The organism is Geodermatophilus sp. SYSU D01045 (assembly GCF_054050295.1).
The window spans coordinates 1-26,822 of sequence record NZ_JBJGZB010000035.1 but is presented as its reverse complement, the minus strand read 5'-3'; the positions used below and the strand labels follow the sequence as shown (position 1 = coordinate 26,822).

26 protein-coding genes and 1 pseudogene are annotated in these 26,822 nt (G+C 75.5%); 24 read left to right on the top strand and 3 right to left on the bottom strand.

What is annotated here, in order from left to right; genetic code table 11:
- The first annotated feature begins 4 nt into the window (after positions 1-4).
- The 5 genes from dxr (at position 5) to ACI798_RS20895 (ending at position 6,687) form a co-directional block, all read left to right on the top strand.
- Positions 5-1,207 carry a 1-deoxy-D-xylulose-5-phosphate reductoisomerase gene (dxr, locus tag ACI798_RS20915; RefSeq protein ID WP_456943337.1) on the top strand — a complete coding sequence of 401 codons (1,203 nt, stop codon included), beginning with the start codon at positions 5-7 and terminating at the stop codon, positions 1,205-1,207.
- On the top strand, positions 1,159-2,592 hold the full coding sequence (locus ACI798_RS20910) for a M50 family metallopeptidase (RefSeq protein WP_457048867.1): 1,434 nt from the start codon (positions 1,159-1,161) through the stop codon (positions 2,590-2,592). Before dxr ends, ACI798_RS20910 begins: the two co-directional genes overlap by 49 nt.
- A gap of 40 nt (positions 2,593-2,632) precedes the next feature.
- Positions 2,633-3,793, top strand: coding sequence for a flavodoxin-dependent (E)-4-hydroxy-3-methylbut-2-enyl-diphosphate synthase (gene ispG / locus ACI798_RS20905; RefSeq protein WP_456943338.1), 1,161 nt, complete (start codon positions 2,633-2,635; stop codon positions 3,791-3,793).
- A 34-nt stretch (positions 3,794-3,827) separates the two neighbouring features.
- Positions 3,828-4,679: a GNAT family N-acetyltransferase gene (locus tag ACI798_RS20900; protein WP_456943339.1), complete on the top strand. Its 852-nt coding sequence runs from the start codon at positions 3,828-3,830 to the stop codon at positions 4,677-4,679.
- A 112-nt stretch (positions 4,680-4,791) separates the two neighbouring features.
- A complete protein-coding gene (locus ACI798_RS20895) occupies positions 4,792-6,687 on the top strand; it encodes a penicillin-binding transpeptidase domain-containing protein (RefSeq protein WP_457048862.1) in 1,896 nt (631 codons plus the stop codon).
- On the opposite strand, the gene ACI798_RS20890 is transcribed toward ACI798_RS20895, so the two are convergent.
- Positions 6,684-7,142 carry a ferritin-like domain-containing protein gene (locus ACI798_RS20890; RefSeq protein ID WP_457048861.1) on the bottom strand — a complete coding sequence of 153 codons (459 nt, stop codon included), beginning with the start codon at positions 7,140-7,142 and terminating at the stop codon, positions 6,684-6,686. The genes ACI798_RS20895 and ACI798_RS20890 overlap by 4 nt on opposite strands.
- Before the next feature lie 12 nt (positions 7,143-7,154).
- Positions 7,155-7,631 (bottom strand): hypothetical protein, encoded by a 477-nt coding sequence (locus tag ACI798_RS20885; RefSeq protein ID WP_457048860.1) that lies wholly within the window; start codon positions 7,629-7,631, stop codon positions 7,155-7,157.
- Positions 7,632-8,001: 370 nt separating this feature from the next.
- Between ACI798_RS20885 and rimP the strand changes: the two genes are divergently transcribed.
- The 11 genes and pseudogenes from rimP to truB all read left to right on the top strand — a co-directional run bounded on the left by rimP (position 8,002) and on the right by truB (position 17,631).
- Positions 8,002-8,571, top strand: coding sequence for a ribosome maturation factor RimP (rimP, locus tag ACI798_RS20880; protein WP_457048859.1), 570 nt, complete (start codon positions 8,002-8,004; stop codon positions 8,569-8,571).
- Complete coding sequence (gene nusA / locus ACI798_RS20875; protein ID WP_457048858.1) at positions 8,568-9,701, top strand: transcription termination factor NusA; 1,134 nt, start codon at positions 8,568-8,570, stop codon at positions 9,699-9,701. Before rimP ends, nusA begins: the two co-directional genes overlap by 4 nt.
- Before the next feature lie 8 nt (positions 9,702-9,709).
- Positions 9,710-10,093 (top strand): YlxR family protein, encoded by a 384-nt coding sequence (locus ACI798_RS20870; RefSeq protein WP_457048857.1) that lies wholly within the window; start codon positions 9,710-9,712, stop codon positions 10,091-10,093.
- A gap of 94 nt (positions 10,094-10,187) precedes the next feature.
- Positions 10,188-10,334, top strand: a pseudogene (locus ACI798_RS20865) (translation initiation factor IF-2 N-terminal domain-containing protein); the annotation flags it as partial.
- Between the two features lie 1,032 nt (positions 10,335-11,366).
- Complete coding sequence (gene infB, locus ACI798_RS20860; RefSeq protein WP_456943361.1) at positions 11,367-13,199, top strand: translation initiation factor IF-2; 1,833 nt, start codon at positions 11,367-11,369, stop codon at positions 13,197-13,199.
- A 99-nt stretch (positions 13,200-13,298) separates the two neighbouring features.
- Entirely contained in the window at positions 13,299-13,595 is a 297-nt protein-coding gene (locus ACI798_RS20855) for a DUF503 domain-containing protein (RefSeq protein WP_456943345.1), read from the top strand.
- 78 nt (positions 13,596-13,673) lie between these two features.
- Positions 13,674-14,156, top strand: coding sequence for a 30S ribosome-binding factor RbfA (gene rbfA, locus ACI798_RS20850; protein ID WP_456943346.1), 483 nt, complete (start codon positions 13,674-13,676; stop codon positions 14,154-14,156).
- On the top strand, positions 14,153-14,398 hold the full coding sequence (locus ACI798_RS20845; RefSeq protein ID WP_456943347.1) for a hypothetical protein: 246 nt from the start codon (positions 14,153-14,155) through the stop codon (positions 14,396-14,398). The genes rbfA and ACI798_RS20845 overlap by 4 nt, the downstream gene beginning before the upstream one ends.
- A gap of 4 nt (positions 14,399-14,402) precedes the next feature.
- Positions 14,403-15,413 carry a DHH family phosphoesterase gene (locus ACI798_RS20840; protein WP_457048856.1) on the top strand — a complete coding sequence of 337 codons (1,011 nt, stop codon included), beginning with the start codon at positions 14,403-14,405 and terminating at the stop codon, positions 15,411-15,413.
- Positions 15,410-16,714: an MATE family efflux transporter gene (locus tag ACI798_RS20835; protein WP_456943349.1), complete on the top strand. Its 1,305-nt coding sequence runs from the start codon at positions 15,410-15,412 to the stop codon at positions 16,712-16,714. The genes ACI798_RS20840 and ACI798_RS20835 overlap by 4 nt, the downstream gene beginning before the upstream one ends.
- Positions 16,711-17,631 (top strand): tRNA pseudouridine(55) synthase TruB, encoded by a 921-nt coding sequence (truB, locus tag ACI798_RS20830; protein ID WP_456943350.1) that lies wholly within the window; start codon positions 16,711-16,713, stop codon positions 17,629-17,631. Before ACI798_RS20835 ends, truB begins: the two co-directional genes overlap by 4 nt.
- Here the strand turns inward: truB and ACI798_RS20825 are convergent.
- Positions 17,628-18,308, bottom strand: a complete 681-nt coding sequence (locus ACI798_RS20825; RefSeq protein WP_457048855.1) for an HAD family hydrolase — start codon at positions 18,306-18,308, stop codon at positions 17,628-17,630. The two genes, truB and ACI798_RS20825, sit on opposite strands and share 4 nt — an antisense overlap.
- Before the next feature lie 72 nt (positions 18,309-18,380).
- On the opposite strand from ACI798_RS20825, the gene ACI798_RS20820 reads away from it, so the two are divergent.
- The 8 genes from ACI798_RS20820 to dapB all read left to right on the top strand — a co-directional run bounded on the left by ACI798_RS20820 (position 18,381) and on the right by dapB (position 26,530).
- A complete protein-coding gene (locus tag ACI798_RS20820; protein ID WP_456943352.1) occupies positions 18,381-18,704 on the top strand; it encodes an antibiotic biosynthesis monooxygenase family protein in 324 nt (107 codons plus the stop codon).
- Positions 18,705-18,823: 119 nt separating this feature from the next.
- Positions 18,824-19,963 (top strand): branched-chain amino acid aminotransferase, encoded by a 1,140-nt coding sequence (locus ACI798_RS20815; RefSeq protein ID WP_456943353.1) that lies wholly within the window; start codon positions 18,824-18,826, stop codon positions 19,961-19,963.
- A gap of 32 nt (positions 19,964-19,995) precedes the next feature.
- On the top strand, positions 19,996-20,964 hold the full coding sequence (locus ACI798_RS20810) for a bifunctional riboflavin kinase/FAD synthetase (RefSeq protein ID WP_456943354.1): 969 nt from the start codon (positions 19,996-19,998) through the stop codon (positions 20,962-20,964).
- A gap of 128 nt (positions 20,965-21,092) precedes the next feature.
- Complete coding sequence (gene rpsO / locus ACI798_RS20805; protein WP_072920360.1) at positions 21,093-21,362, top strand: 30S ribosomal protein S15; 270 nt, start codon at positions 21,093-21,095, stop codon at positions 21,360-21,362.
- Positions 21,363-21,609: 247 nt separating this feature from the next.
- On the top strand, positions 21,610-23,886 hold the full coding sequence (locus tag ACI798_RS20800) for a polyribonucleotide nucleotidyltransferase (protein ID WP_456943355.1): 2,277 nt from the start codon (positions 21,610-21,612) through the stop codon (positions 23,884-23,886).
- 40 nt (positions 23,887-23,926) lie between these two features.
- Complete coding sequence (locus ACI798_RS20795) at positions 23,927-25,267, top strand: M16 family metallopeptidase (RefSeq protein WP_457048854.1); 1,341 nt, start codon at positions 23,927-23,929, stop codon at positions 25,265-25,267.
- Between the two features lie 28 nt (positions 25,268-25,295).
- Positions 25,296-25,727 (top strand): VanZ family protein, encoded by a 432-nt coding sequence (locus tag ACI798_RS20790; RefSeq protein WP_456943357.1) that lies wholly within the window; start codon positions 25,296-25,298, stop codon positions 25,725-25,727.
- Positions 25,724-26,530 carry a 4-hydroxy-tetrahydrodipicolinate reductase gene (gene dapB, locus ACI798_RS20785; protein ID WP_456943358.1) on the top strand — a complete coding sequence of 269 codons (807 nt, stop codon included), beginning with the start codon at positions 25,724-25,726 and terminating at the stop codon, positions 26,528-26,530. Before ACI798_RS20790 ends, dapB begins: the two co-directional genes overlap by 4 nt.
- Positions 26,531-26,822 lie beyond the last annotated feature (292 nt).

Below are 26,822 nucleotides of genomic sequence, written 5' to 3'. Positions count from 1 at the left end.
GCTCATGAGCGAGCCGCGCGAGGTCACCGTGCTGGGCTCGACCGGGTCGATCGGCCGGCAGGCGATCGCGGTCGCCGAGCAGAACCCCGGCCGGCTGCGGATCACCGCGCTGGCCGCCGGCGGGGGCGACGTCGCCCGGCTGGCCGAGCAGGCGCTGACCCTCGGTGTCCGCACGGTGGCGGTGGCCCGCGCGACGGCCGCCCAGGACCTGCAGCTGGCCTTCTACGCGGCGGCCTCCCAGCGGGGCTGGGCGCGGGGCGAGTACGCGCTGCCGGAGATCCTCGCCGGGCCGCGCGCCGCCGAGGAGCTCGCCGCCCGCCCCGCCGACGTCGTCCTCAACGGGATCACCGGCTCGATCGGGCTGGGGCCCACGCTCGCCGCGCTGCGGGCCGGCAACGTCGTCGCGCTGGCCAACAAGGAGTCCCTGGTCGCCGGCGGGGACCTGGTCACCGCCGCGGCCGCGCCCGGCCAGCTGGTGCCGGTCGACTCCGAGCACTCGGCGCTGGCGCAGTGCCTGCGCGGCGGCGCGCGCGGCGAGGTCGCCCGGCTGGTGCTCACCGCCAGCGGCGGCCCGTTCCGCGGGCGCAGCGCCGCCGACCTCGCCGACGTCACCGTCGAGCAGGCGCTGGCGCACCCCACCTGGGCCATGGGCCCGGTGGTCACGGTCAACTCGGCCACGCTGGTCAACAAGGGCCTGGAGCTGATCGAGGCGCACCTGCTGTTCGGCGTGCCCTACGCCGACATCGACGTCGTGGTGCACCCGCAGTCGATCGTGCACTCGATGGTCACCTTCTCCGACGGCGCGACGATCGCCCAGGCCAGCCCGCCGGACATGCGGCTGCCGATCGCGCTGGCGCTGGCCTGGCCCGACCGGCTGCCGCACGTGCAGCCGGCGCTGGACTGGTCGACGGCGAGCACCTGGGAGTTCGCGCCGCTGGACGCCGACGCGTTCCCGGCGGTGCGCCTCGCGCGCGCGTCGGGTGAGGCCGGCGGCGTCGTCCCGGCGCTGTACAACGCGGCCAACGAGGAGGCGGTCGCCGCCTTCCTCGCCGGACGGCTGCGTTTCCCGGACGTCGTCGGCCTGGTCGCGCGTACCCTCGACGCCGCGCCGGACCTCGGCGCCCCCACCTGCGTGGACGACGTGCTGGCCGCGGAGCGCTGGGCCCGGCAGCACGCCCGCGCCGCTCTCGCCGGAGGCCCGAGCTGAGCATCCTCCTGACGGTCCTCGGGATCGTCGCGTTCGCGGTCGGCCTGCTGTTCAGCATCGGCTTCCACGAGTACGGCCACTTCTACTGGGCGCGGAAGTTCGGCATGCGCGTGCCGCAGTTCATGGTCGGCTTCGGCCCGACGGTGTTCTCCCGGACGCGCGGCGAGACCGAGTACGGCATCAAGGCCGTCCCGCTCGGCGGCTACATCCGCATCGTCGGCATGATCCCGCCGGCCGAGGAGGGCGAGAGCAAGCGCGCCACCCGCATGCGGACGTTCATCGCCGAGGTGCGCGGCCAGGCCCTCGACGACGTCCGGCCCAGCGACGCCGGCCGGGTCTTCTACGCCAAGCCCTGGTGGCAGCGCGTGGTCGTCATGTTCGCCGGGCCGTTCCACAACCTGGTGCTCGCGGTCGTGTTCTTCGCGATCACGCTCACCGCGATCGGCACCAACGTCATCACCACCCAGCTCGACACCGTCCCCGCCTGCGTCGTCCCCGCCGGCGCGGAGAGCATCGCCGTCGCCGACGAGCAGGGCCGCGACGTGTGCCGGATCCCGATCGTCACCAGCGGCGCCGACGCCGGGCAGGTCTGCGAGGAGGGCGCCCCCGGGTGCGCGACGCCGGTGGCCAGCCCCGCCGCCCAGGCCGGGCTGCGGCCGGGCGACACGATCGTCGCGATCGACGGCCGGTCGCTCGACCCGACCGGCTACGACAGCTGGACCACGGTGCAGCAGGCGATCCGCGGCTCGGCGGGGGAGCCGCTGACCCTCACCGTCGAGCGCGACGGGCAGAGCCGGGAGCTCACCGTCACCCCGATCGAGAACGTGGTCGCCACCGACGACGGCGAGGGCACGATGACCGCCGGCTACCTCGGCGTCAGCCCGGTGTTCGGCTTCGCCCGCCAGTCGGTGTCCGACCTGCCCGGCTACTTCGGCATGGTCGTGTCCCAGTCGGTGCAGCGGCTGGTGGAGATCCCCGAGCGGGTCCCGCAGCTGTTCCGCGCCGCCTTCCTCGGCGAGGAGCGCGACGCGAACGGCCCGATCGGCGTCGTCGGCGTCGGCCGGATCTCCGGGGAGGTCTTCGCCATCCAGGAGTTCAGCGGCGCCGAGAAGCTGAGCTTCTTCCTCGGCCTGCTGGCCAGCGTCAACCTCGTGCTGTTCCTGTTCAACCTGCTGCCGATCTACCCGCTCGACGGCGGGCACGTGGCCGGGGCGCTGTACGAGAAGGCCCGCTCGGTGGTCGCCCGCTGGCGCGGCCGGCCCGACCCCGGCCCGTTCGACATCGCCCGGCTCATGCCGGTCGCCTACATCGTCGCGGGGCTGTTCATCGCGCTGTCGGGGCTGCTGCTCATCGCCGACGTGGTCAACCCGATCACACTCCGGTAGGCGTCGGCACCGACCTGCGCGGAACGGGGATACTCGGGGCATGTCCACCGTCGTCGGCCTCGGCATGCCCGCTGCGCCCCCGCCCGTCCTCGCGCCCCGGCGCAAGACCCGCCAGCTGATGGTCGGGAACGTGGGGGTCGGCAGCGACCACCCGGTCAGCGTGCAGTCGATGACGACGACGAAGACCGCGGACGTCAACGCGACGCTGCAGCAGATCGCCGAGCTGACCGCCTCGGGCTGCCAGATCGTGCGCGTGGCCGTCCCGGACACCGACGACGCCGAGGCGCTGCCGGCGATCGCGAAGAAGTCGCAGATCCCGGTCATCGCCGACATCCACTTCCAGCCGCGCTACGTGTTCGCCGCGATCGACGCCGGCTGCGCCGCGGTGCGCGTCAACCCCGGCAACATCAAGAAGTTCGACGACCGGGTCGGCGAGATCGCCAAGGCGGCCAAGGACGCCGGCATCCCGATCCGCATCGGCGTGAACGCCGGCTCGCTCGACAAGCGGCTGCTGGCCAAGTACGGGAAGGCCACGCCGGAGGCGCTGGTCGAGTCGGCGCTGTGGGAGTGCTCGCTGTTCGAGGAGCACGACTTCCGCGACATCAAGATCTCGGTCAAGCACAACGACCCGGTGGTCATGGTGCGCGCCTACGAGCTGCTGGCCGCGCAGTGCGACTACCCGCTGCACCTCGGCGTCACCGAGGCCGGGCCCGCGTTCCAGGGGACGATCAAGTCCGCCGTCGCGTTCGGCGCGCTGCTGTCCCAGGGCATCGGCGACACCATCCGCGTCTCGCTCTCGGCGCCGCCGGTCGAGGAGGTCAAGGTCGGCACCCAGATCCTGGAGTCGCTGAACCTGCGCCAGCGCGGCCTGGAGATCGTCAGCTGCCCCTCGTGCGGCCGCGCGCAGGTCGACGTCTACAAACTGGCGAACGAGGTGACCGCCGGCCTCGACGGGCTCGAGGTGCCGCTGCGGGTCGCCGTCATGGGCTGCGTCGTCAACGGTCCCGGCGAGGCCCGCGAGGCCGACCTCGGCGTGGCGTCGGGCAACGGCAAGGGGCAGATCTTCGTCAAGGGCCAGGTCGTCAAGACCGTCCCCGAGTCGCAGATCGTCGAGACGCTCATCGAGGAGGCCATGCGCATCGCCGGCGAGCAGGTCGACGCCGGCACGCCCTCCGGCCCGCCCGTCGTCACCGTCAGCTGACCCGCCGCACCGTCCGTCCTCCCGGGTCAGATCCGTGCTCCGCTCGCCGACCGCCCGCGTCCTCGACGAGACCGACGAGCCGGCCGTCCGCCGGCTGCTGGCCTCCGACCCGGTCGGGGCCTGCGTCCTGGCCGGGCGCGTGGAGGTGGCCGGCACCGCGCCGTCGACCCTGGGGGCGCCGCTGTGGGGGATGGGCACCGGCCGCAGCCTCGACGCCGTCTGCCTGGCCGGGGCCAACCTGATCCCGTTCGCCGTCCCCGGCGCCGAGCAGGCCGCGGCGGAGGCGTTCGCCGAGCGCGCCCGCCGGGCCGGCCGCCGCTGCTCGACGATCGTCGGGCCGGCCACGGCCGTCGACCCGCTGTGGGAGCTGCTCGAGCCCGTGTGGGGCCCGTGCCGCGACCACCGGCCCCGGCAGCCGCTCCTGGCCATCGAGGGCCCGCCGGCGATCGCCCCCGAGCCGCGGGTCCGGCCGGTGCGCCCGCGCGAGGTCGACGTGCTGCTGCCCGCGGCGGTGGCCATGTTCACCGAGGAGGTCGGCGTCAGCCCGCTGCGGACCGACGGCGGCGTCGGCTACCGGGCACGCGTCGAGGACCTCGTCCGCGCCGGCCAGTCGCTGGCCTGGATCGAGGACGGCCGGGTGCTGTTCAAGGCCGAGATCGGCGCGGTGTCGCGGGCGGCCTGCCAGGTGCAGGGCGTGTGGACCGCCCCCGAGATGCGCGGCCGCGGCATCGGCGCCGCCGGGATGGCCGCCGTCGTCGAGTACGCGCGCACCATGATCGCCCCGGTGGTCAGCCTCTACGTCAACGACTACAACGCCCCCGCCCGCGCGGTGTACCGCCGGGTCGGGTTCCGCGAGGTCGGCCGCTACGCCAGCGTCCTCTTCTGACGGAGGACCTCCCCGCCCCCCTCACTCGCACGCTCGTGACGGGCCCCTGCGGGGAGGCCGTTCCAGCACGTCACCACCGGAACGTCACTCCGGTCTGAGAGGGTGTCCCGTCGTGGCAGCACGACGCGCGGCGGTCCTCGGCACGGTCCTCACCCTCCTCTCCGCACCGGTCCTCGCCGCCTGCTCCGGCAGCTCCGAGGACGACGTCCGCGCCGCCGCGCAGGCCTTCCTCGACGACTGGGCCGGCGGCGACACCGACGCCGCGGCCGGCGCCACCACCGACCCCGGAGCCGCCACCGCGCTGCTCGAGCAGGCCGCCACCGACCTGCCCGACGCGACCCTCGGCGCCGAGCTCGGCGACGTCACCGTCGAGGACGGCACCGCCACCGCCGGCTGGACGGCCACCTGGGACCTCGCCGCGGCCCCCGACTGGACCTACGAGGCCACCCTCGAGCTGCGGGAGGGGGAGGACGCCTGGCAGGTGGTCGCCGAGCCGACCCTCGTGCACCCCGAGCTGGGGGAGGGCCAGCGCCTGCAACTGACCCGGTCGTTGCCCGAGCGCGCTGCGATCACCGACGCCGCCGGCCAGCCGCTGTTCACCCCGACCGAGGTCGTCAACGTCGGCGTCGACACCGGCCAGGTCACCGACCTGCCGTCGCTGGCCGCCGCGCTGTCGGCGGCCACCGACGTGCCCGCCGAGGAGATCACCGCCGACGTCCAGGCCGCCCCGGCCGGCCAGTTCGTCCCCGTCATCACCCTGCGGCGGCCGGACTTCGAGGCCATCCGCGCCCAGGTCTTCGACCTGCCCGGCGCCGTCTTCCCCACGGAGACGCGGCTGCTCGCGCCGTCGCCCCGGTTCGCCTCCGCGCTGCTCGGCCGGATCGGCGCGGCCACCGCCGAGGTGCTCGAGGAGACCACCGGGGACGACGGCGCCGTGTACGCCGCGGGGGACCAGCTCGGCCTCTCCGGCCTGCAGCGCGCCTACCAGGAGCAGCTCACCGGCACCCCGGGCTTCACCGTCTCCGTGGTGAGCACCGACGAGTCCACCGGCGACGCCGGCCGGCAGGTCGGCGCCGTCGACCCCGTCCCCGGCGAGCCGGTCCGGACGCCGCTGGTCCGCGCGCTGCAGGACGCCGCCGACGGCGCCGTCGCCACCCAGCCGTTGCCGACCCACCTCGTCGTCGTCCGGCCCGGCACGGGGGAGGTCCTGGCCGTCTCCTCCAACGAGGCCGCGGCGGCCGGCAACGCCCTGACCGGGCAGTACCCGCCGGGCTCGAGCATGAAGACGATCACGGCGACGGCGCTGCTGTCCGCGGGCGCGCTGACCCCCGACACCCCGGTCGCCTGCCCCGGGACGACGGTCGTCGAGGGCCGCGAGTTCGAGAACCAGGACCAGTTCGACCTCGGCACCGTGCCGTTCACCGAGGCGTTCGCGCAGTCCTGCAACACCACCTTCATCGAGGCCGGCCTGCAGCTGCCCGACGACGCCCTGGCCGCGGCGGCCGCCGCCTACGGGGTGGGCAGCGACTGGCAGCTGCCGGTCGAGGTGTTCAGCGGCAGCGTCCCGGCCGACGCCACCGGCACCACGAAGGCCGCCGACGCGATCGGCCAGGGCCAGGTGCTCGTGAGCCCGGCGCAGATGGCGCTCGTGGCCGCGGGCGTCGCCAGCGGCACCCCGGCCGCGCCGGTCGAGGTGGTCGACGCCGACCCCGCGGGCCCCGCGCCGGCCGGTCCGGGCCAGGCCGTGCTCGACCAGCTGCGGCCGATGATGCGCCAGGTCGTGCTGACCGGGACCGCGCAGGCGCTGGCCGACCGCGGCGAGGTCTACGGCAAGACCGGCACCGCCGAGTTCGGCAGCAACACCCCGCCGGACGCGCACGGCTGGTTCACCGGCTACCGGATCGGCGGCCCGCAGGGCGACGTCGCGTTCGCGGTGCTGGTCGAGGGCGGGCAGTCCAGCAGCGCCGCCGTCGCCGTCACCGACGCCTTCCTCGGCGCGCTGGGCTAGCCCTCGGGCAGGCCCGGCAGGGCCGACGTCACCGGGGTGCGGCCGGCCGCGGTGCGCCAGGCCACCGCGCGCTCCTCGGCGGCGCCCAGGGAGTCGACGGCGAGCTGCCGGACCTCGGGCTCCTCCGCCGCGTCGAGCAGCGCCACCCAGGCCGCGGACACGCCGTCCTCCAGCACGACCGCCAGGGCCGCGGCGTCGACCGGCGAGAGCACCGGGAAGGGCAGCTCGTAGCCCGCCTCGGCGGGCACCGGGTCGGCGTCGCGCTCGTCGAGCAGCCCCGCCAGGCGGTCGCGGGCGTCCCGGTGGGCCTGCTCGGCGTCGGCGGCGGGCGTCCGGCCGTCCGGCGGCAGCGCGGCCCCGACGACGCCGTACCCCCACACCGCCGCGTGCTCGGCGGCCACCACCTCGCGCAGCGCGGTGTCCTCCGCGCCCCCGGCGGTCCCGTCCTCAGCCACCTGCGGCCTCCCTCACGCCAGCGCGGCGGCGTGCCCGCGCAGCCCCGCCGCGATCGACCCCAGCAGCGCGGCCCCCGCACCCGAGGCCTCCACGCAGGCGGCCGCGTGCGCGGCGGCCGCGGCGCCCACCTGCTCGCGCAGCCACGCGCGCAGGTCCCCGCCCGCGGGCGGCGCCGGCGGGGCCGAGGACGACGGCGTCGCCCCCGGCGCCGCCGCGCGCAGCCGCGCCAGCTGCTCCTGCGCCTGGCCGCTCAGGTCGGCGACCGTGCCGCCGAACGCGGGGTCCGCGACGGCCGCCGCGTCGTAGGCGGCCACCACCGCCTCCTGGACGGCGACCTGACCGGCCAGCCGGTCCTCCTGCGCCGCCGTCTCCCGGGCCGCCTCCCCGGAGTCGCCGGAGGTGCAGCCGGCCAGCAGCAGCGCCAGCCCGGCCGTGCCCGCGAGCAGGCGGCGGCGCGGGAACCCGGCGGGCGGAGGGGAGACGGACATCGCCCGCCAGTCTCCCAGGAGCCGCCCCGCCCGCCCGGACGGCGTCCGGGCGCGTCGGGACCTCAGGCAGGTCACCCGCCCGAGCGGCCGGGCCCCGGCGCGCGGCGGAGCGGTAACCTGACGACTCCCCGGGTACGCCGCGGCCGGTGCCGCGCGAGCCCGCGCCACCGGGCGCGGCCCCGGACGGTGCGGTCCGCCGAGCACGAGCTCCGACCGGTTGCAGGAGGGGAGGGAGCCCGTGTCCGCGAGAGGACGGCAGGACCCGGCCGCAGGGTCGCGGCAGGACCCGGCCGCAGGGTCGCGGCAGGACCCGGCCGCAGGGTCGCGGCAGGACCCGGCCGCCACACGGCTGGCCGGCTGGATCGAGCCCGTGGTCGGTGCCGCCGGCTACGACCTCGAGGAGCTGGTGGTCACCCCCGCCGGCCGGCGCAGCGTCGTCCGCGTGGTGGTCGACCGGGACGAGGGCGTGTCCCTCGACGACGTCGCGGAGGTCAGCCGGGCGGTCTCGGCGGTCCTCGACGACAACGACGGCGACCTCGGCCGCGCCCCCTACGTGCTCGAGGTGACCAGCCCCGGCGTCGACCGGCCGCTCACCGAGCCGCGGCACTGGCGGCGAAACACCGGCCGGCTGGTCACCGTGACCGTCGGACCGGCCGGGGCGGCCGAGCAGGTCACCGGCCGGGTCACCGCCGTCGACGGCGAGGGCGTGACCCTCGCCGTCGAGCCGAAGGCCAAGCCCGGTGCCCGCAAGCGGCCGCCGACGGCCCGCCAGGTGCCCTGGGCCGAGCTCGGCGCCGGCCGGGTGCAGGTCGAGTTCGGCCGCCCGGGCAGGGATGACGCGGCGGAGGACCTGGCGGAGGACCCGGACGAGCCGGACGACGTGCTCGACGCGGACGACGACGAGGACGACGAGGGCGACGACGACGGAGGAGGACAGTGAACATCGACGTGACCGCTCTCAAGGCGGTCGAGCGGGAGAAGGGCATCCCCGTCGAGACGGTCATCGAGGCCCTCGAGACGGCGCTCGTGACCGCGTACCGCCACGCCGACGGCGCGGCCAAGCACGTGCGGGTGCACGTCGACCGCAAGACCGGCGAGGTCGCGGTGCTCGCGCAGGAGCTCGGCCCCGACGGCGAGGTCGTGCGCGAGTGGGACGACACCCCGAGCGACTTCGGCCGCATCGCGGCCAGCACCGCCAAGCAGGTCATCGTCCAGCGGCTGCGCGACGCCGAGCACGAGCAGACCTTCGGCGAGTACGCCGGCAAGGAGGGCGACATCGTCAGCGGCGTCGTCCAGGCCGACGCGCGCCGCAACGCCCAGGGCGCGGTCCTGGTCGACATCGGCAAGGTCGAGGCGGTCCTGCCCGCCGCCGAGCAGGTGCCCGGCGAGAGCTACCCGCACGGCAGCCGGCTGCGCGCCTACGTCGTCTCCGTGGCCCGCACCCACCGCGGGCCGCAGGTGACCGTCTCGCGCACCCACCCGAACCTGGTGCGCAAGCTGTTCGCCCTGGAGGTCCCCGAGATCGCCGACGGCAGCGTCGAGATCGTCGCCGTCGCGCGGGAGGCCGGGCACCGCTCGAAGATCGCCGTCCGCACCTCGGTGCCGGGGCTCAACGCCAAGGGCGCCTGCATCGGCCCGATGGGGCAGCGGGTGCGCAACGTCATGAGCGAGCTGCACGGCGAGAAGATCGACATCGTCGACTGGTCCGACGACCCGGCCACGTTCGTGGCCTCGGCGCTCAGCCCGGCCCGGGTGAGCAGCGCCACGCTGGTCGACCCGAAGGCCAAGGCGGTGCGCGTCGTCGTCCCGGACTTCCAGCTGTCGCTGGCGATCGGCAAGGAGGGGCAGAACGCCCGCCTCGCCGCCCGGCTCACCGGCTGCCGGATCGACATCCGCAGCGACGCCCGGCCCGACGACGCCACCCCCTCGCCCGGGGTGGGGCGCCCGCCGCTGCGCTCGGGCCCGCCGCCGGTCCGCGCCGGCGCCCCCGGCGGGCGGCCGTCCCCCGGTGGGGGCGGGCTGCGGTCCGGTCCGCGGCGTCCGGAACAACGGGGTCCTGCAGCGCGCTAGAGTGACGGGTGGCCGAAACGTCGATCCCGGTGCGCACCTGTGTGGGCTGCCGGGAGCGCGCTCCGGTCACCGACCTGCTGCGTGTCGTCCTCCGGTCCGGGACCCTCGTGCCCGATCCGCGACGGCGGCTCCCCGGCCGGGGCGCCTCCGTGCACCCCACCCCGGAGTGCCTCCACGCAGCGGAGCGACGCCGGGCCTTCTCCCGGGCACTGCGCCTCCCGCGCGGTGCCGCGGTGGAGGCCGGTCCGCTCCGGGCCCACGTCCTCGGCGCCCCCGCGCCGGGGGACCCGGGCCCCGGACGGGCGACAGCGGACGAACGACAGACCGCACTTCCCACAGACGGACCGGCAACCGGCCGGTCCGCACGTAGAGAGCAGGACGTCGTCGGATGAGTCAGCCGTGAAGTCCCCACGATGACAAGCCAGACCATGCACCACTGACGACGAGGTCGCGCGGGCGAGCCGCCGGCCTCACAAGAGGAGATCCGTGCCAGGCAAAGCCCGCGTCCACGAACTCGCCAAGGAGTTCGGGGTCGACAGCAAGACCGTGCTCGCCAAGCTCAAGGAGCAGGGCGAGTTCGTGAAGTCCGCCTCCTCGACCGTCGAGGCCCCCGTGGCCCGGCGGCTCCGGGAGGCCCTCGGCGCGTCCACCGGCGGCAACGCCGGCGGCGGCAACGGCGGCGGTGCCCCCGCCCGTCCGACCGCCCCGCGCCCGGCGGCGCCCTCGCCGGCCGCGCCGGCCCCCGCGCCGTCGCCCGCCGCGCGTGCGCCGCAGGCCCCCGCGGCCCCGTCCGCGCCCGTGCCGTCGGCCGGTCCGACGCCGGGTCCGCGTCCCGGTGCCCCGCGTCCGGGTGCGCCGACGCCCGGCCCGCGTCCGGCCGCGCCCCAGACCCCGGCCGCCAGCGCGCCGACGCAACAGCCGGCCGCGCCCTCGGGTCCGCGCCCGGCCGCGCCGGGTGCCCCGCGCCCGGGTGCGCCGACGCCCGGCCCGCGTCCGGCCGGCGGCCCGGTCCCCGGTCCCGCGCGCCCGGGTGCCCCGCGCCCGGCGGCTCCCGGTGGGGCCCGTCCCGGCGGTGCCGCTCCCGGCGCGCCGGGTGCCGGCCCGCGGCCGGGTCCGCGTCCGGCCCCGCGGCCGGGCAACAACCCCTTCAGCAGCACCCCGCGTCCGGGTCCGGCTGCCGGTGGCCCGCGTCCGGGTCCGGCGGCGGGCGGCCCGCGTCCGGGTCCCGCCGCCGGCGGTCCGCGCCCCGCGCCCGGCGCCGGTGGTCCCCGTCCGGGTGGTCCCCGTCCGGGTCCCGGTGCGGGCGGTCCGCGTCCCGCGGCCGGTCCGGGTGGTCCCCGGCCGAACCCGGGCATGATGCCGCCCCGGCCGAACCCGGGCATGATGCCGCCGCGTCCGGCCGGTGCCGGTCGTCCCGGCGCCCCCGGTGGCCGCGGCCGTCCGGGCGGTCCCGGCGGCGGTGGCGGTTTCCGTCCCGGCGGCGGTGGCCCCGGTGCCGGTGCGCCGGCCGGCGGCGGCTTCCGTGGCGGCGGCGGCGGCGGTGGCCGCGGCCGTGGCCGCGGTGGCTCCGGTGCGGGCACCGCGGGTGCCTTCGGGCGTCCGGGTGGCCGCGGTCCGGTCCGCGGGCGCAAGAGCAAGAAGCAGCGGCGCCAGGAGTTCGACCAGATGGCGGCGCCCAACATGGGCGGCGTCAGCCTGCCCCGCGGCAACGGGCAGACCGTCCGGCTGCCCCGCGGCGCCTCGCTGACCGACCTGGCCGAGCGCATCGGCGCCCAGCCGGCCGCGCTGGTGACCGCCCTGTTCCACCTGGGCGAGATGGTCACCGCGACGCAGTCGGTGAACGAGGACACCCTGCAGCTGCTCGGTGCCGAGATCGGCTGGAACATCGAGGTCGTCAGCCCGGAGGACGAGGACCGCGAGCTCCTCGAGACCTTCGACCTGACCTTCGGTGACGAGGGCGACGAGGAGGACTGGGAGACCCGTCCGCCGGTCGTCACCGTCATGGGTCACGTCGACCACGGCAAGACGAAGCTGCTCGACGCCGTCCGCAACACCAACGTGGTGGCGCGGGAGGCCGGCGGCATCACCCAGCACATCGGCGCGTACCAGATCGCCACCGAGCTGGACGGCCAGGACCGGGCGATCACCTTCATCGACACCCCGGGTCACGAGTCGTTCACCGCGATGCGTGCCCGTGGCGCGAAGGTGACCGACATCGTCGTCCTGGTGGTCGCCGCCGACGACGGCGTCATGCCGCAGACGGTCGAGGCGCTCAACCACGCCCAGGCCGCCGAGGTGCCGATCGTGGTCGCGGTGAACAAGGTGGACAAGGAGGGGGCCAACCCCGCCAAGATCCGCCAGCAGCTCACCGAGTACGGGCTGGTGGCCGAGGAGTACGGCGGCGACACGATGTTCGTCGACGTCTCGGCGGTCACCCGGCAGGGTCTCGACGACCTGCTGGCGGCGATCCTGCTCACCGCGGACGCCGCGCTCGACCTGCGCGCCAACACCGAGATGGACGCCCAGGGCGTCGTCATCGACGCCAAGCTGGACCGGGGCCGCGGCCCCGTCGCCACGGTGCTGGTCCAGCGCGGCACGCTGCGGGTCGGCGACTCGCTGGTCGCCGGTGACGCCTTCGGCCGCGTGCGGTCGCTGCTCGACGAGCACGGCGCCAAGCTCAAGGAGGCCACGCCGGCCCGCCCGGTGCAGGTCGTGGGTCTCACCTCGGTGCCGCGTGCCGGTGACACCTTCCTCGTGGTCGAGGAGGACCGCGTCGCCCGGCAGATCGCCGACCGGCGGCAGGCCCGCATCCGCAACGCGCAGAACGCCTCGATGCGCAAGCGGATCAGCCTCGAGGACCTCGACGCCGCGCTGAAGGAGAACCGCCAGCTCAACCTGATCATCAAGGGCGACAACTCGGGCACCGTGGAGGCGCTCGAGGACGCGCTCATGAAGATCGAGGTGAGCGACGACGTCTCGCTGCGGGTCATCCACCGCGGCGTCGGCGCGATCAGCAAGAGCGACATCGACCTGGCGCTGGCCGACGACGTCATCGTCATCGGCTTCAACGTCCGGGCCGAGGGGCAGGCCACCGAGCTCGCCAACCGCGAGGGCGTCGACGTCCGGTACTACTCGGTCCTCTACTCGGCGATCGAGGAGATCGAGGCGGCCCTCAAGGGCATGCTCAAGCCGGAGTTCGAGGAGGTCGAGCTCGGCACGGCGGAGATCCGCGAGGTCTTCCGGGTGCCGCGCATCGGCAACGTCGCGGGCTCCATCGTCCGCAGCGGCACGATCAACCGGAACTCGAAGGCCCGGGTCATCCGCGACGGTGTGGTGATCGCCGACAACCTGACGGTCGAGTCGCTGCGCCGCTTCAAGGACGACGTCACCGAGGTCCGCGAGGGCTACGAGTGCGGTATCGGCCTGGGGTCGTTCAACGACGTCAAGGTCGAGGACGTCATCGAGACCTTCGAGGTCCGCGAGAAGCCGCGCGACTGAGGAAGGACCCCCTCGCCCCACCACCCGCACGCTCGTGGTGGGGCGAGGGGCCACGGGTAGACGATCGCCCGGCAGCAGGGAGAGGGAGGTCCCCGGTCGGTGTTCACCGGCTCGATGACCGCCGACCTGCTGCTGGGCGACGTCCACTCGCTCAAGGGCAAGCGCGCCGTGGTCCGGCCCATCGTGGCCGAGCTGCGGCGCCGCTTCGCCGTGGCCGCGGCCGAGGTGGGCGACGTCGACCTGCACCGCCGCGTGCAGGTCGGCGTCGCCGCCGTCGCGGGGGACGCCGGTCAGGTGACCGACGTCCTCGACGCCTGCGAGCGGTTGCTGGCCGAGCGGCCGGAGGTGACGCTGCTGTCGACGCACCGGCAGCTGTTCTCCGACACCGACGACTGACGCCGACCGCCCGGCGTCGCCGCCCACGCCCGTCCGGGCGCGCCTCCGGGTGCGCCCCCGAGACCCCGGAGGTCCGCCGTGGCCGACCCCGCCCGCGCCCGCAAGCTCGCGGTGCGCATCCGACAGATCGTCTCCGCCGCGATCGAGTCCCAGATCAAGGACCCCCGGCTGGGCATGGTCACCGTGACCGACGCCCGGGTGACCAGCGACCTGCGCGAGGCCACCGTCTTCTACACCGTCTACGGCGACGCCACCGCGGCCGCCGAGTCGGCCAAGGCGCTGGCCAGCGCCACCGGCGTGCTGCGCTCGACCGTGGGCCGGCAGACCGGCATCAAGTTCGTGCCGACGCTGACCTTCGTCGCCGACGCCGTCCCCGACACCGCGCGGGAGCTCGACGCGGCCATCGAGCGCGTCCGCTCGGCCGACGCCGAGCTCGCCCGGCTGCGCGAGCACGCCACCTACGCCGGCGACGCCGACCCCTACCGGCACCCGGAGGAGGAGGACGACGAGACCTCCGACGCCGACGTCAGCACGGCCCCGGAGCACAGGAGCGCCTCGTGAGCGAGAACGACCCGGACCCGTACCTCCCCGGGGAGGGGCAGGGCCGCTCGGAGCTCGGCGGGCGGGCCGAGCCGAACGCCGGCGACCCCACCGACGGCGGCCGCGAGGGCCAGATCGGGGAGGTGCCCTCCATCGCGGCGGACGAGCCCGACGACGGCGGCCCGCCGCTGGCGCCCGGGGGCGGGTCGGTGACCGAGGACCGCAACGCAGCCCCGGTGGCCGATCCCGGCCCCGACACCTGACCCGGTGACCGCGCCGACCGCCGGGGTGCCCGTGCGCACCCCGGCCGCCGTGCTGGCCGCGGCCGCCGACACGGGCGCCACCGTGGTGCTCAGCGGCCACGTGCAGCCCGACGCCGACGCGCTGGGCAGCACCCTGGCCCTCGCCGAGGGGCTGCGCCGCCGCGGCGCCCGGGTGACCGCCACGTTCCCCGGCCGCCCCGTGCTGCCCGACTCGCTCGGCTGGCTGCCCGGCGCCGGGGACCTGGTGCCCTCGACCGCCGTCCCCGCGTCCCCGGACGTCTTCGTCAGCCTCGACGCCGCCTCGCCCGCGCGGCTGGGCGAGCTCGCCGCGCTGCTCGGGAACGCCGGCACCTCGGTCGTCGTCGACCACCACGCGAGCAACCCCGGCTTCGGGGACGTGCGGCTGGTGGACCCCGCCGCCCCGGCGACCGTCGTCCTCGTGGCCGGCCTGCTCGACGAGCTCGGCGTCCCTCTCAACGCCGGCCTGGCCACGCTGCTCTACGCCGGCCTGGCCGCCGACACCGGCTCCTTCCGCTTCAGCAGCACCCGGCCGGACACCCACGTGCTGGCCGCCCGGCTGCTGTCCACCGGCATCGATCACGCCGCCATCAGCCAGCGGCTGTTCGGCACCGCCCCGTTCGGCTGGCTGCGGCTGCTGTCGGCGGTGGCCGGGCGCGCGGTGCTCGAGCCCGGCGTCGGCGCCGGGCTGGTGTGGACCTGGTCGAGCACCGCGGAGGCCGCCCGGCACGGCCTGCCCGGCGAGCAGCTCGAGGCGTTGGTCGACGTCGTCCGGTCCACCGCTGAGGCCGACGTCGCCTGCGTGCTCAAGGGCCAGGACGACGGCTCGTGGGCGGTGTCGCTGCGCTCCCGCGGCGGCACGGACGTCGCCCGGGTCGCGATGGCGCTGGGCGGCGGCGGGCACCGGTCCGCGGCCGGGTTCACCTCGCACCTGGACCGCGAGGCGACGCTGGCGGCGATCCGGGCGCAGGTGTCGTCCGCGACGACGGCGCGGTGACGGAGCGGTCGCCGTCGGTCCTGGGGCTGGCCGTCCCGGCGCTGGTCGTGCTGGCCGCCGAGCCGTTGTACCTGCTGGTGGACACCGCGGTCGTCGGCAACCTGGGCACCGTCCCCCTCGGCGGGCTCGCCGTCGGCGGCGGGCTGCTGGCCTGGGCCGCCGCGCTGCTGAACTTCCTCGCCTACGGCACCACCGCGCGGGCCGCCCGCCGCGCCGGGGCGGGGGACCGCGCCGGCGCCGTCGCCGAGGGCGTGCAGGCCACCTGGCTGGCGCTGCTGCTCGGTGCCGCCGTCGTCCTGCTGTTCCAGGTGCTCGCCGGGCCGCTGACCCGCGCGCTGGCCGGCGGGCCGGGCGAGGTGGCCGCGGCGGGGGAGCAGTGGCTGCGCATCGCCGGCTGCGGCGCGCCGCTGCTGCTGGTGTCCCTGGCCGGCAACGGCTGGCTGCGCGGCGTGCAGGACCTGCGCCGGCCGGTGCGCTTCGTGCTCGCCGGCAGCCTGCTCAGCCTGGTCCTGTGCCCGCTGCTGGTGCACCCGGCCGGCCTCGGGCTGCCCGGCTCCGCGGTGGCCAACCTCGCCGGCCAGTCGCTCACCGCGGCGCTGTTCGTGCGGGCGCTGCTGCGCGAGGGGGCCGACTGGCGGTTCCGGCCGGCCGCCGTCCGCGCGCAGCTGGTGCTCGGCCGCGACCTGCTGCTGCGCGCCACCGTCCTGCAGCTGGCCTTCCTGGTCGCCGCCGGGGTCGCCGCGCGCGCCGGCCAGGCGCAGCTCGGCGCCCACCAGATCGCGCTGCAGCTGTTCCTCTTCCTGGCGCTGGTGCTCGACGCCTACGCCATCGCCGCGCAGACGCTGGTCGGCCACGCGCTCGGCGCCGGCCGGCCCGACGAGGCCCGCGTCACCGCCCGCCGGGTCACCCTGTGGGGCCTGGGCACCGGCGTGCTGGTCGCCGTCGCGCTGCTGGCCGGCCGCGACCTGCTCGTGCCGCTGTTCACCGGCGATCCCGCCGTCCGGGCGCAGGCCGAGCTGGTCTGGTGGTTCCTCGCCGGGTTCCAGCCGCTGGCCGGGGTGGTCTTCGCCCTCGACGGCGTGCTCATGGGCGCGGGCGACGTCGCCTACCTGCGCACGGTCACCGTCGGCGCCGCGCTGGTGGGCTTCCTGCCGCTGTCGCTGCTGTCGGGGCCGCTGGGCTGGGGCCTGGCCGGCGTCTGGACCGGGCTGACGGCGTTCATCGCGCTGCGGCTGGTCGCGGTCCTCGCCCGGGTGGCAGGGGACAGGTGGCTCACCGCACCTGCGACCGTGGGCGCATGAGCCGCCGCCGCGCCGCCGACGCCGACGTCACCCCGGGGATCCTGCTGGTCGACAAGCCCGGCGGGACGACCTCGCACGACGTCGTCGCCCGGGCCCGGAAGGTGCTGTCGGTCCGCCGGGTCGGCCACGCCGGCACCCTCGACCCGATGGCCACCGGCCTGCTCGTGCTCGGCGTCGGGGCGGCGACCCGGCTGCTGGGCCACCTCGGCGGCTCGGACAAGGTCTACGACGCCACGATCCGCCTCGGGCAGACCACCGTCACCGACGACCGCGAGGGCGAGGTCCTCACCACCACGCCCGCCGGGCACCTCGACGACGACGCGGTCCGCGCGGCGCTCGCCGCCCAGACCGGCCCGCTGCTGCAGGTGCCCTCCTCGGTGAGCGCGGTGAAGGTCGGCGGACGCCGCTCCTACGACCGCGTCCGGGCCGGCGAGGAGGTGGTGCTCGAGCCGCGCCCGGTCACCGTGCACCGCATCGACGTGCACCGCGTCGACCGGACCGAGCCGGGCCTCGTCGACGTCGAGGTCACCGTGGCCTGCTCCGCCGGGACGTACGTCCGCGCCATCGCCCGCGACGCCGGTGCCGCGCTCGGCGTCGGCGGGCACCTCACCGCGCTGCGCCGCACCGCCTCCGGCCCGTTCACCACCGCGCAGGCCGCCCCGGTCGAGGAGGCCGCGTCCGCGCTCGCCGCCGGCGGCGGGCCGGGGACGCTGACCCTCCCCGAGGCCGCGACGGCGGTCTACCCCGAGCGGCGGCTCACCGACGACGAGGCGCGCGCCCTCGGGTACGGCCAGCGGGTCGCGGCGACCGGGCGGCCCGGGCTCACCGCCGCCGTCGACCCCGCGGGCCGGCTGGTCGCGCTGGTCGAGGACGCGGGGTCCACCGCCCGGGTCGCCGTCGGCTTCCCTCCGTCCTAGCCCCGGGCGGCCTTGCCGATCAGCGAGTCGTCCAGGTGCTCGAGCAGGTCGGCGGGGTCGTCGTACACCTCGTCGGCGCCGGTCTCGAGCAGCTCGGCGCGGGAGATGCCGCCGCAGGTCAGCGCGATGCACGGCAGCCCGGCGTCGCGCGCGGACTGCACGTCCCAGACGGTGTCCCCGACGACCACGGTGCGCGCGGCGTCCAGGCCGTGCTGGTCGACGGCGGTCTGCAGCAGGTCCGGCGCCGGCTTGGCCGACTCGACGTCGGCCGAGGAGGTGGCCCCGTCGACGACGTCCTCGCCGCCGATCGCCGGCACCATCCACTCCAGGTCCGAGTCCTTGCCGCTGGTGGCCAGGACCACGGCCAGCTCCCGCTCCCGGCACGCGGCCAGGAGCTCGTCGACGCGTGGGAAGGCGGTCACCAGCTCACGCAGCGGCTCGTAGCGTCGGGTCTTGGCGTCGGACACCTCGCTCGCGTCGTCGGCGTCCTCGCCGAGGAGGTGGGTGACCAGCTCCTCGCTGGCGATGCCGATCGCCCGGTGGCAGTCGGCCATCGACACCTCGGGGTGCCCGGTGTCGCGGAACGCCCGCCACCAGGCGAGGACCTGCAGGTAGTTGGTGTCCAGCAGGGTGCCGTCGACGTCGAACAGCACCCCGGGCCGCGGAGCCGGGGTCATCGGGCCATCCTCGCCCGGCCCGCGGGACGCCGCAGGGGATTGACGGTCCCCCCGGGCGGGAAGGGGCCTGCCATGAGCGTCGTCAAGATCAACGCCATCACCGTGCCGCCGCACATGCAGGAGCGCTTCGAGGAGCGCTTCCGCGGCCGCGCCGGCGCCGTGGAGAAGACCCCCGGCTTCGAGTGGTTCGAGCTGCTGCGACCGCTGGAGGGCACCGACCAGTACCTCGTCTACACCCGGTGGGAGAGCGAGGAGGCCTACCGCTCCTGGGAGGACGGGCAGGACTTCGCCCGCGCCCACGAGGGCGGGGGCGACGAGCTCGCCCCGGCCGCGAGCGACTCCCACCACCTGTGGTCCTACGAGGTCGTCGAGAGCTCGGCGCCCGACCGGCCCTGACCCGCGCGGGCGACGGCGGCGGTCGGCTCCCGGCCGCCGCCGGGCCCGGGGCTACTGTGAGCGGCGGGGCGGGCCCGACGCCGCCCCGGCCACAGACGGAGCACGCGCAGGTGGGAGCCATGACCGACACGCTCGCCGACAGCAGGACCACGCCCCGGGTCTTCACCGAGGGCGTCCCGGTGACCGTGGAGGACGTGACCCGCCGCCCGGCCGCCGAGCGCGAGGCGGTGCTGGCCGACCCCGGCTTCGGCCGCCACTTCACCGACTCGATGTTCGTGGCCCGCTACACCGCCGGCCGCGGCTGGCACGACGCCCGGCTCACCGCGTACGCGCCGCTGCAGGTCGACCCGGCCACCGCCGCGCTGCACTACGCGCAGTCGATCTTCGAGGGGCTCAAGGCCTACGCGCAGCCCGACGGCAGCGTCGCGACCTTCCGGCCCGAGGCCAACGCCGCCCGCTTCGCCCGGAGCGCCCGCCGGCTGGCGATGCCGCCGGTGCCCGAGGAGGCCTTCCTCGCCGCCGTCGACGCGCTCGTCGACGCCGACCGCCACTGGGTGCCCACCGGCCCCGACCAGACGCTCTACCTGCGGCCCTACCAGCTGGCCACCGAGCCGTTCCTCGGCGTGCGCCCGGCCAACGAGTACCTGTTCCTCGTCATCGCCAGCCCCGCCGGCGCGTACTTCCCGCGCGGCGTGCACCCGGTGAGCGTCTACCTGTCCGAGGACTACATCCGGGCCGCGCCCGGCGGCACCGGCGACGTCAAGTGCGCCGGCAACTACGCCGCCAGCCTGCTGGCCCAGGAGCAGGCCATCGCCGCCGGCTGCGACCAGGTGGTCTGGCTCGACGCGGTCGAGAAGCGCTACGTCGAGGAGATGGGCGGGATGAACCTGTTCTTCGTCCTCGGCTCCGGCGACGACGCCGAGCTGGTCACCCCCGAGCTCACCGGCACGCTGCTGCCCGGCATCACCCGCGACTCGCTGATCTCCGTGGCCCGCGAGCGGGGCATGCGGGTGACCGAGCGGAAGTTCAGCGTCGACGAGTGGCGCTCCGGCGTCGCCGACGGCACGGTCACCGAGACCTTCGCCTGCGGCACCGCCGCGGTCATCACCCCGGTCGGCGAGGTGAAGGCGCGCACCGGCGACTTCACCGTCGGCGACGGGACGCCCGGCCCGGTCACCATGGGCCTGCGCGGGCACCTGCTCGACATCCAGCACGGCCGGGTGCCCGACACCCACGGCTGGCTGCACCGGGTCGCCTGAGCGACCCGGCGGCGCAGCGGGGGAGCGGGCGGGTGCGGCACTGGCGCGGGCTGGCCGACGTCCCGGCGGACCTCGGCCGGACGGTGGTCACCGTCGGCATGTACGACGGCGTGCACCGCGGCCACCAGCAGCTGATCGGCACCGCGGTCGCCCGCGCGCGGGCGCTGCACCGGCCGTGCGTGCTGGTCACCTTCGACCCGCACCCGACCGAGGTGGTGCGGCCCGGCTCGCACCCGGCGATCCTCACCTCCCTCGACCGCAAGGCCGAGCTGGTCGCCGGTCTCGGCGTCGACGGCATGTGCGTGCTGCCCTTCACCCCGGAGTTCAGCCGGCTCACCCCCGAGGAGTTCGCGCACGGGGTGCTCGTCGAGCAGCTGCACGCCGCGGCGGTCGTCGTCGGCGAGAACTTCACCTACGGGCACAAGGCCGCCGGGAACGTCGCCACGCTGGCGCAGGAGGGCCGCCGGTTCGGTTTCGCCGTCGAGGGGATCCCGCTGGCCGGCGACGCCTCCGCCGACGGCGAGGTGACGATCTCCTCGACCTACATCCGCGCCTGCGTCGCCGCCGGGGACATGGAGAGCGCGGCGCGGGCGCTGGGCCGCCCGCACCGGGTCGACGGCGTCGTCGTCCGCGGCGACCGGCGCGGCCGGGAGCTCGGCTACCCGACGGCGAACGTCGAGTGCCCGCCGTTCACCGCGATCCCCGCCGACGGCGTCTACGCGGGCTCCCTGGTCACCCGCGACCCCGCCGGGCGCACCCGCGACAGCCGGCCCGCCGCCGTCTCGGTGGGCACCAACCCCACCTTCCAGGGCTCCCGGCGCACCGTGGAGGCCCACGTCCTCGACTTCGCCGGCGACCTCTACGGCGAGCACGTCGGCGTCGAGTTCGTCTCCCGGCTGCGGCCGATGGCCGCCTTCAGCGGGGTGGAGGAGCTGGTGACGGCCATGGCCGACGACGTCGTCCGCACCCGCGCCGTCCTGGGGCTGCCCCCCACCGGGTGATCACCGCGGCGGGCCCCCGCCGACGCGCTGGTAATGTGCTTGACGCCGTGTACGCACGGCTTCGTGTGCACCCCTGCCCCCGTGACCCAGACCGGGGGCCACACCCGACCTGGCCAGGAGGCCCGCCCATGGCGCTCGACAGCGCGACGAAGCAGCAGATCATGACCGAGTACGCGACGGTCGAGAAGGACACGGGCTCGCCCGAGGTCCAGGTCGCGATGCTCACCCGCCGGATCAGCGACCTGACCGAGCACCTCAAGCAGCACAAGCACGACCACCACAGCCGGCGCGGCCTGCTGCTGCTGGTCGGCCGCCGTCGCCGGCTGCTGAACTACCTGGCGAAGACCGACATCAACCGCTACCGCTCGCTCATCGAGCGGCTCGGTCTGCGCCGCTGACCCAGAGGGGACCGTCCCGCCCGGGACGGTCCCCTCTCTCGTGGGGCACCCGCCCCACGGGACCCCCGGCGCCCCGCCCGCGCACCCCGACGCCGGCCGGTCCTCGGTGGTGGCCCCCGGGAATGCCCCTCCACGGGAGGGGGAACGACCCCCGAGGGCTTCGATCGAAGACCGGTCACCCCGGAGCAGTCCGGCGCAGGACGCCACGAAGAGGACGTCGCCGCATGCGACGTAGGAAGAGGACGACGTGTCCGCACCCACCACCCAGGGCAGCATCGCTGCCGAGTACGACCCCGAGGACGGGGTCACCACCGCCACCGCGGTCATCGACAACGGCAGCCACGGCAGCCGCAGCATCACCTTCGAGACCGGGCGGCTGGCCAAGCAGGCCGCCGGCTCGGTCGTCGTCAGCATGGGCGACACCATGCTGCTGTCGGCCACCACGGCCGGCCGCCAGCCCAAGGAGCACTTCGACTTCTTCCCGCTGACGGTCGACGTCGAGGAGCGGATGTACGCCGCCGGGCGCATCCCCGGCTCGTTCTTCCGCCGCGAGGGCCGCCCGAGCGAGGACGCGATCCTCACCTGCCGGCTCATCGACCGCCCGCTGCGCCCCACCTTCGCCAAGGGGCTGCGCAACGAGGTCCAGGTCGTCATCACCGTGCTGTCGCTGGACCCGGCGCACCTCTACGACGTGCTCGCCATCAACGGCGCGTCGGCCTCCACCCAGCTGTCGGGCCTGCCGTTCTCCGGCCCGGTCGGCGGCACCCGCGTCGCGCTGGTCGGCGGCCAGTGGATCGGCTTCCCCACGCACGCCGAGCTCGAGGACGCCGTCTTCGACATGGTCGTGGCCGGCCGCGTCCTCCCCGACGGCGACGTCGCGATCATGATGGTCGAGGCCGAAGCCACCGAGAAGACGATCGAGCTGGTCCGCGGCGGTGCCACCGCGCCGACCGAGGAGGTCGTCGCCCAGGGCCTCGAGGCCGCCAAGCCCTTCATCAAGGCGCTGTGCGAGGCGCAGACGGCGCTGGCCGAGAAGGCCGCCAAGCCGGTCGCGGAGTTCCCCCGCTTCCTGGACTACCAGGACGACGTGTACGCCGCCGTCGAGTCCGCCGCCCTCGAGCGGCTGACCGAGGCGCAGGCCATCGCCGGCAAGCAGGAGCGCAACGACGCCACCGACGCGCTCAAGGACGAGGTCGCCGCCTCGCTGGCCGAGCAGTTCGCCGGCCGCGAGAAGGAGGTGTCGGCCGCCTTCCGCGCCGTCACCAAGAAGGTCGTCCGGCAGCGCATCCTGCGCGACAAGGTCCGCATCGACGGCCGCGGCGTCACCGACATCCGGCCGCTGTCGGCCGAGGTCGAGGTCGTCCCGCGGGTGCACGGCTCGGCGCTGTTCGAGCGCGGCGAGACCCAGATCCTGGGCGTCACCACGCTGAACATGCTCCGCATGGAGCAGCAGCTCGACACGCTCTCGCCCGAGACGCGCAAGCGCTACATGCACAACTACAACTTCCCGCCGTACTCCACCGGCGAGACCGGCCGCGTGGGCTCCCCGAAGCGCCGCGAGATCGGCCACGGCGCGCTCGCCGAGCGCGCGCTGCTGCCGGTGCTGCCCGACCGCGAGGAGTTCCCCTACGCGATCCGGCAGGTGTCCGAGGCGCTGGGCTCCAACGGCTCGACGTCGATGGGCTCGGTCTGCGCCTCGACCCTGTCGCTGCTCAACGCCGGTGTGCCGCTGCGCGCCCCGGTCGCCGGCATCGCCATGGGCCTGGTCTCCGACGAGGTCGACGGCAAGACCGAGTATGTCGCGCTGACCGACATCCTCGGCGCCGAGGACGCCTTCGGTGACATGGACTTCAAGGTCGCCGGCACCAAGGACTTCGTCACGGCCCTGCAGCTGGACACCAAGCTCGACGGCATCCCGTCCGACGTGCTCGCCCAGGCGCTGACCCAGGCCCGCGCCGCCCGCCTGCACATCCTCGACGTGATGAACGAGGCCATCGACGGCCCCGACGAGATGAGCCCGTACGCCCCGCGCGTGACCACGGTGCGCATCCCGGTCGACAAGATCGGCGCGGTCATCGGCCCTAAGGGCCAGATGATCAACTCGATCCAGGACGAGACCGGCGCCGAGATCACCATCGAGGACGACGGCACGATCTACGTCGGCGCCTCCGACGGCCCGTCGGCCCAGGCCGCGGTCGACCGCATCAACGCGATCGCCAACCCGCAGATGCCGAAGGTCGGGGAGCGCTTCCTCGGCACCGTCGTCAAGACGACGCCGTTCGGCGCCTTCGTCTCGCTGCTGCCGGGCAAGGACGGCCTGGTGCACATCAGCAAGCTGGGCGGCGGCAAGCGCATCGGCAAGGTCGAGGACGTCGTGAACGTCGGCGACAAGCTGCAGGTCGAGATCACCGACATCGACGCCCGCGGCAAGATCAGCCTGGTCCCGGTGGCCGCCGAGGGCGAGGGTGCCGCCGCCGGCGACGGCGCGGCCCCGGCCGACGCCCCCGCTCCCGCGGAGGCCTGACACGGTCGCCGAACCGACGACGACCGGGGCCGGGGCCGGCGTGGGGTCCACCGACCTCACCGCCGCCCCGGCCCCGGTCGGTGTCACCCGCGTCATCGACGTCGACGAGGTCGGCGGCCGGGTCGAGCGCACGGTGCTGCCCGGCGGGCTGCGCGTGCTCACCGAGACGATGCCCGGCGTCCACTCGGCCACCCTCGGCATCTGGGTGGGCGTCGGCTCCCGGGACGAGACCGACCGGGTCGCCGGCTCCTCGCACTTCCTCGAGCACCTGCTGTTCAAGGGCACCCGCAGCCGCAGCGCCCTGGAGATCGCGACGGCGATGGACGCCGTCGGCGGTGAGATGAACGCCTTCACCGCCAAGGAGCACACCTGCTACTACGCCAACGTGCTCGCCAGCGACCTCCCGCTGGCGGTCACGCTGCTCGGTGACCTGGTGACCGAGGCGCTCAACACCGCCGAGGACCTGGAGTCCGAGCGGACGGTGGTGCTCGAGGAGATCGCCATGCGCGACGACGAGCCCTCCGACCTGGTGCACGACCTGTTCGCCGAGACGCTGTTCGGCGGCACGCCGCTGGGCCGCTCGGTGCTCGGCACCGTCGAGTCGATCGAGGGGCTGACCCGCGACGACGTCGACGGCTGGTACCGCTCGCGCTACGCCGTCCCCTCGATGGTGGTCACCGCCGCCGGCCGGGTGGACCACCAGCAGGTTCTCGACCTGGTGACGGCGGTCTTCGGCGACCGGCTGTCCGGCACGGCGTCCCCGGCGCCGCTGCGCCGCGGCGAGGAACTGGTCCCCCGCCGCCCCGCGCGGCCCGCGGGGCTGGTCAGCCGGAAGACCGAGCAGACCCACCTGCTGCTGGGCAGCCTCGCGCTCAGCCGCTTCGACGAGCGGCGCTACGCCGCCGCGGTCCTCGAGACGGCGGTCGGCGGCGGGATGAGCTCGCGGCTGTTCCAGGAGATCCGCGAGAAGCGCGGGCTGGTCTACAGCGTCGGATCGGCGCTGACCTCCTACGCCGGCACCGGCTCGTTCTCCGTGTACGCCGGCTGCGCCAAGAAGCGGGTGCCCGAGGTGCTGCGCCTGGTGCGCGAGGAGCTGGCCCGGGTGGCGGCCGAGGGGCTCACCGCCGAGGAGGTGACCCGCGGCCGCGGGCAGCTGCGCGGCGGGACGGTGCTCGGTCTCGAGGACACCGGTTCGCGGATGAGCCGGCTGGGCAAGAGCGAGCTGTCGCACGGGGAGTACGTGCCGGTGCGCGAGGTGCTCGACCGGATCGCCGCGGTCGACGAGGAGCAGGTGCGCGCGGTGGCCGCGGACCTGCTGGGCCGGGAGACCTGCCTCGCCGTCGTCGGGCCCTACCGGGAGTCCGACCTCGACCGGCTCTGACCCCGCCCAGCCCGACGACCGGAGACCGATGACCGACCCGAGCCCCACCTCGGCGTTCCGTGTGCACGGGGCGTTGTCCCGCGGCGCCTTCGCGGTGACGGTGCTCGTGTCGCTCGCCGTGCTCTTCGCGCCGGCCTCCGACGTCCCCGCCGCTCCGCCGGGCGTGGACAAGCTCGTCCACCTGACCCTGTTCCTCGCGCTGGCGCTCGCCGGACGGTGGGCGGGGGCGTGCCGGGGGCCGCTGGCGGTGCTGCTGCTCGTCTACGGCGCGGTCAGCGAGGTGGTCCAGGCGGTCACGCCCGTGGAGCGCTCGGGCTCGGTCCTCGACTGGGTCGCCGACGCCGCCGGTGTCGGGCTCGGCCTGCTGCTGTGGGCGGCGGGGGAGCGCCGGACCGCCCGGGGAACCGCTGCCGGGGCCGTCTTGCATCGGGACGGGCCGCCGGGAAGCCTGACCCGGTGACCACGAGCACCCCCGCACCCGACCAGCAGGCGACCGGCGCGACCACGGGCGAGCCGCCCCGGATCTCCGTCGGTGTGCTCGGTGCCCGCGGCCGGATGGGCACCGAGGTGGTGAAGGCGGTCAACGCCGCCGACGACCTCGAGCTCGTCGCGATGGTCGACGAGGGGGACTGGCTGTTCAACGTCGCCGACGCCGGCGCACAGGTGGTCGTCGACTTCACCCGCCCGGACGTCGTCATGGACAACATCCGGTTCTGCATCGACCAGAACATCCACTGCGTCGTCGGGACGACGGGCTTCGACGAGCAGAAGCTGGCGACGGTCGCCGAGTGGCTGCAGCCCAAGCCCGAGGTGGGCGTGGTCATCGCCCCCAACTTCGGCATCGGCGCGGTGCTGCTCATGCGCTTCGCCCAGGAGGCGGCGCGCTTCTTCCCCTCTACGGAGATCGTGGAGCTGCACCACCCGAACAAGGTCGACGCCCCGTCGGGCACCGCCGTCCGCACCGCGCGCCTCGTCGCCGCCGCCCGCCGGGCGGCCGGGTTGTCGGCGTCGCCGGACGCGACCACCGACTCGCTCCCCGGCGCCCGGGGTGCCGACGTCGAGGGGATCCCGGTCCACGCCGTGCGGCTCACCGGCCTCGTCGCGCACCAGGAGGTCCTCATGGGCGCGGCGGGCGAGACGCTGACCCTGCGGCACGACTCCTTCGACCGCGCGTCCTTCATGCCCGGTGTCCTGCTCGCCGTCCGCGAGATCGGCCGCCGGCCGGGCCTGACCGTGGGGATCGAGTCCTTCCTCGGCCTCTGAACACCCCGCCGCGGGGTGTGACCGAGACCCCGTGTGCACGTCCCTCAGATGTCGTGTACTGTTCTCTTCGCGCCGGACGGAGCCCGCGAGGGCCACGGAGGAGCACCCGAGCGGTGCAGGACTCCGGAGCCCGGCGCAGAGAAGGACAAGCCGGCACCGAGGAAGCCCGAGAGGGTCGAGTTGGTGTGCGTCCGCTCCTTGAGAACTCAACAGCGTGCCGAAAGTCAGTGCCAAGTAACAAACCCCCGTGGCCTGGCCGGTGTGTCCGGTCGGGTTGTGGGTTCCTTTGGTT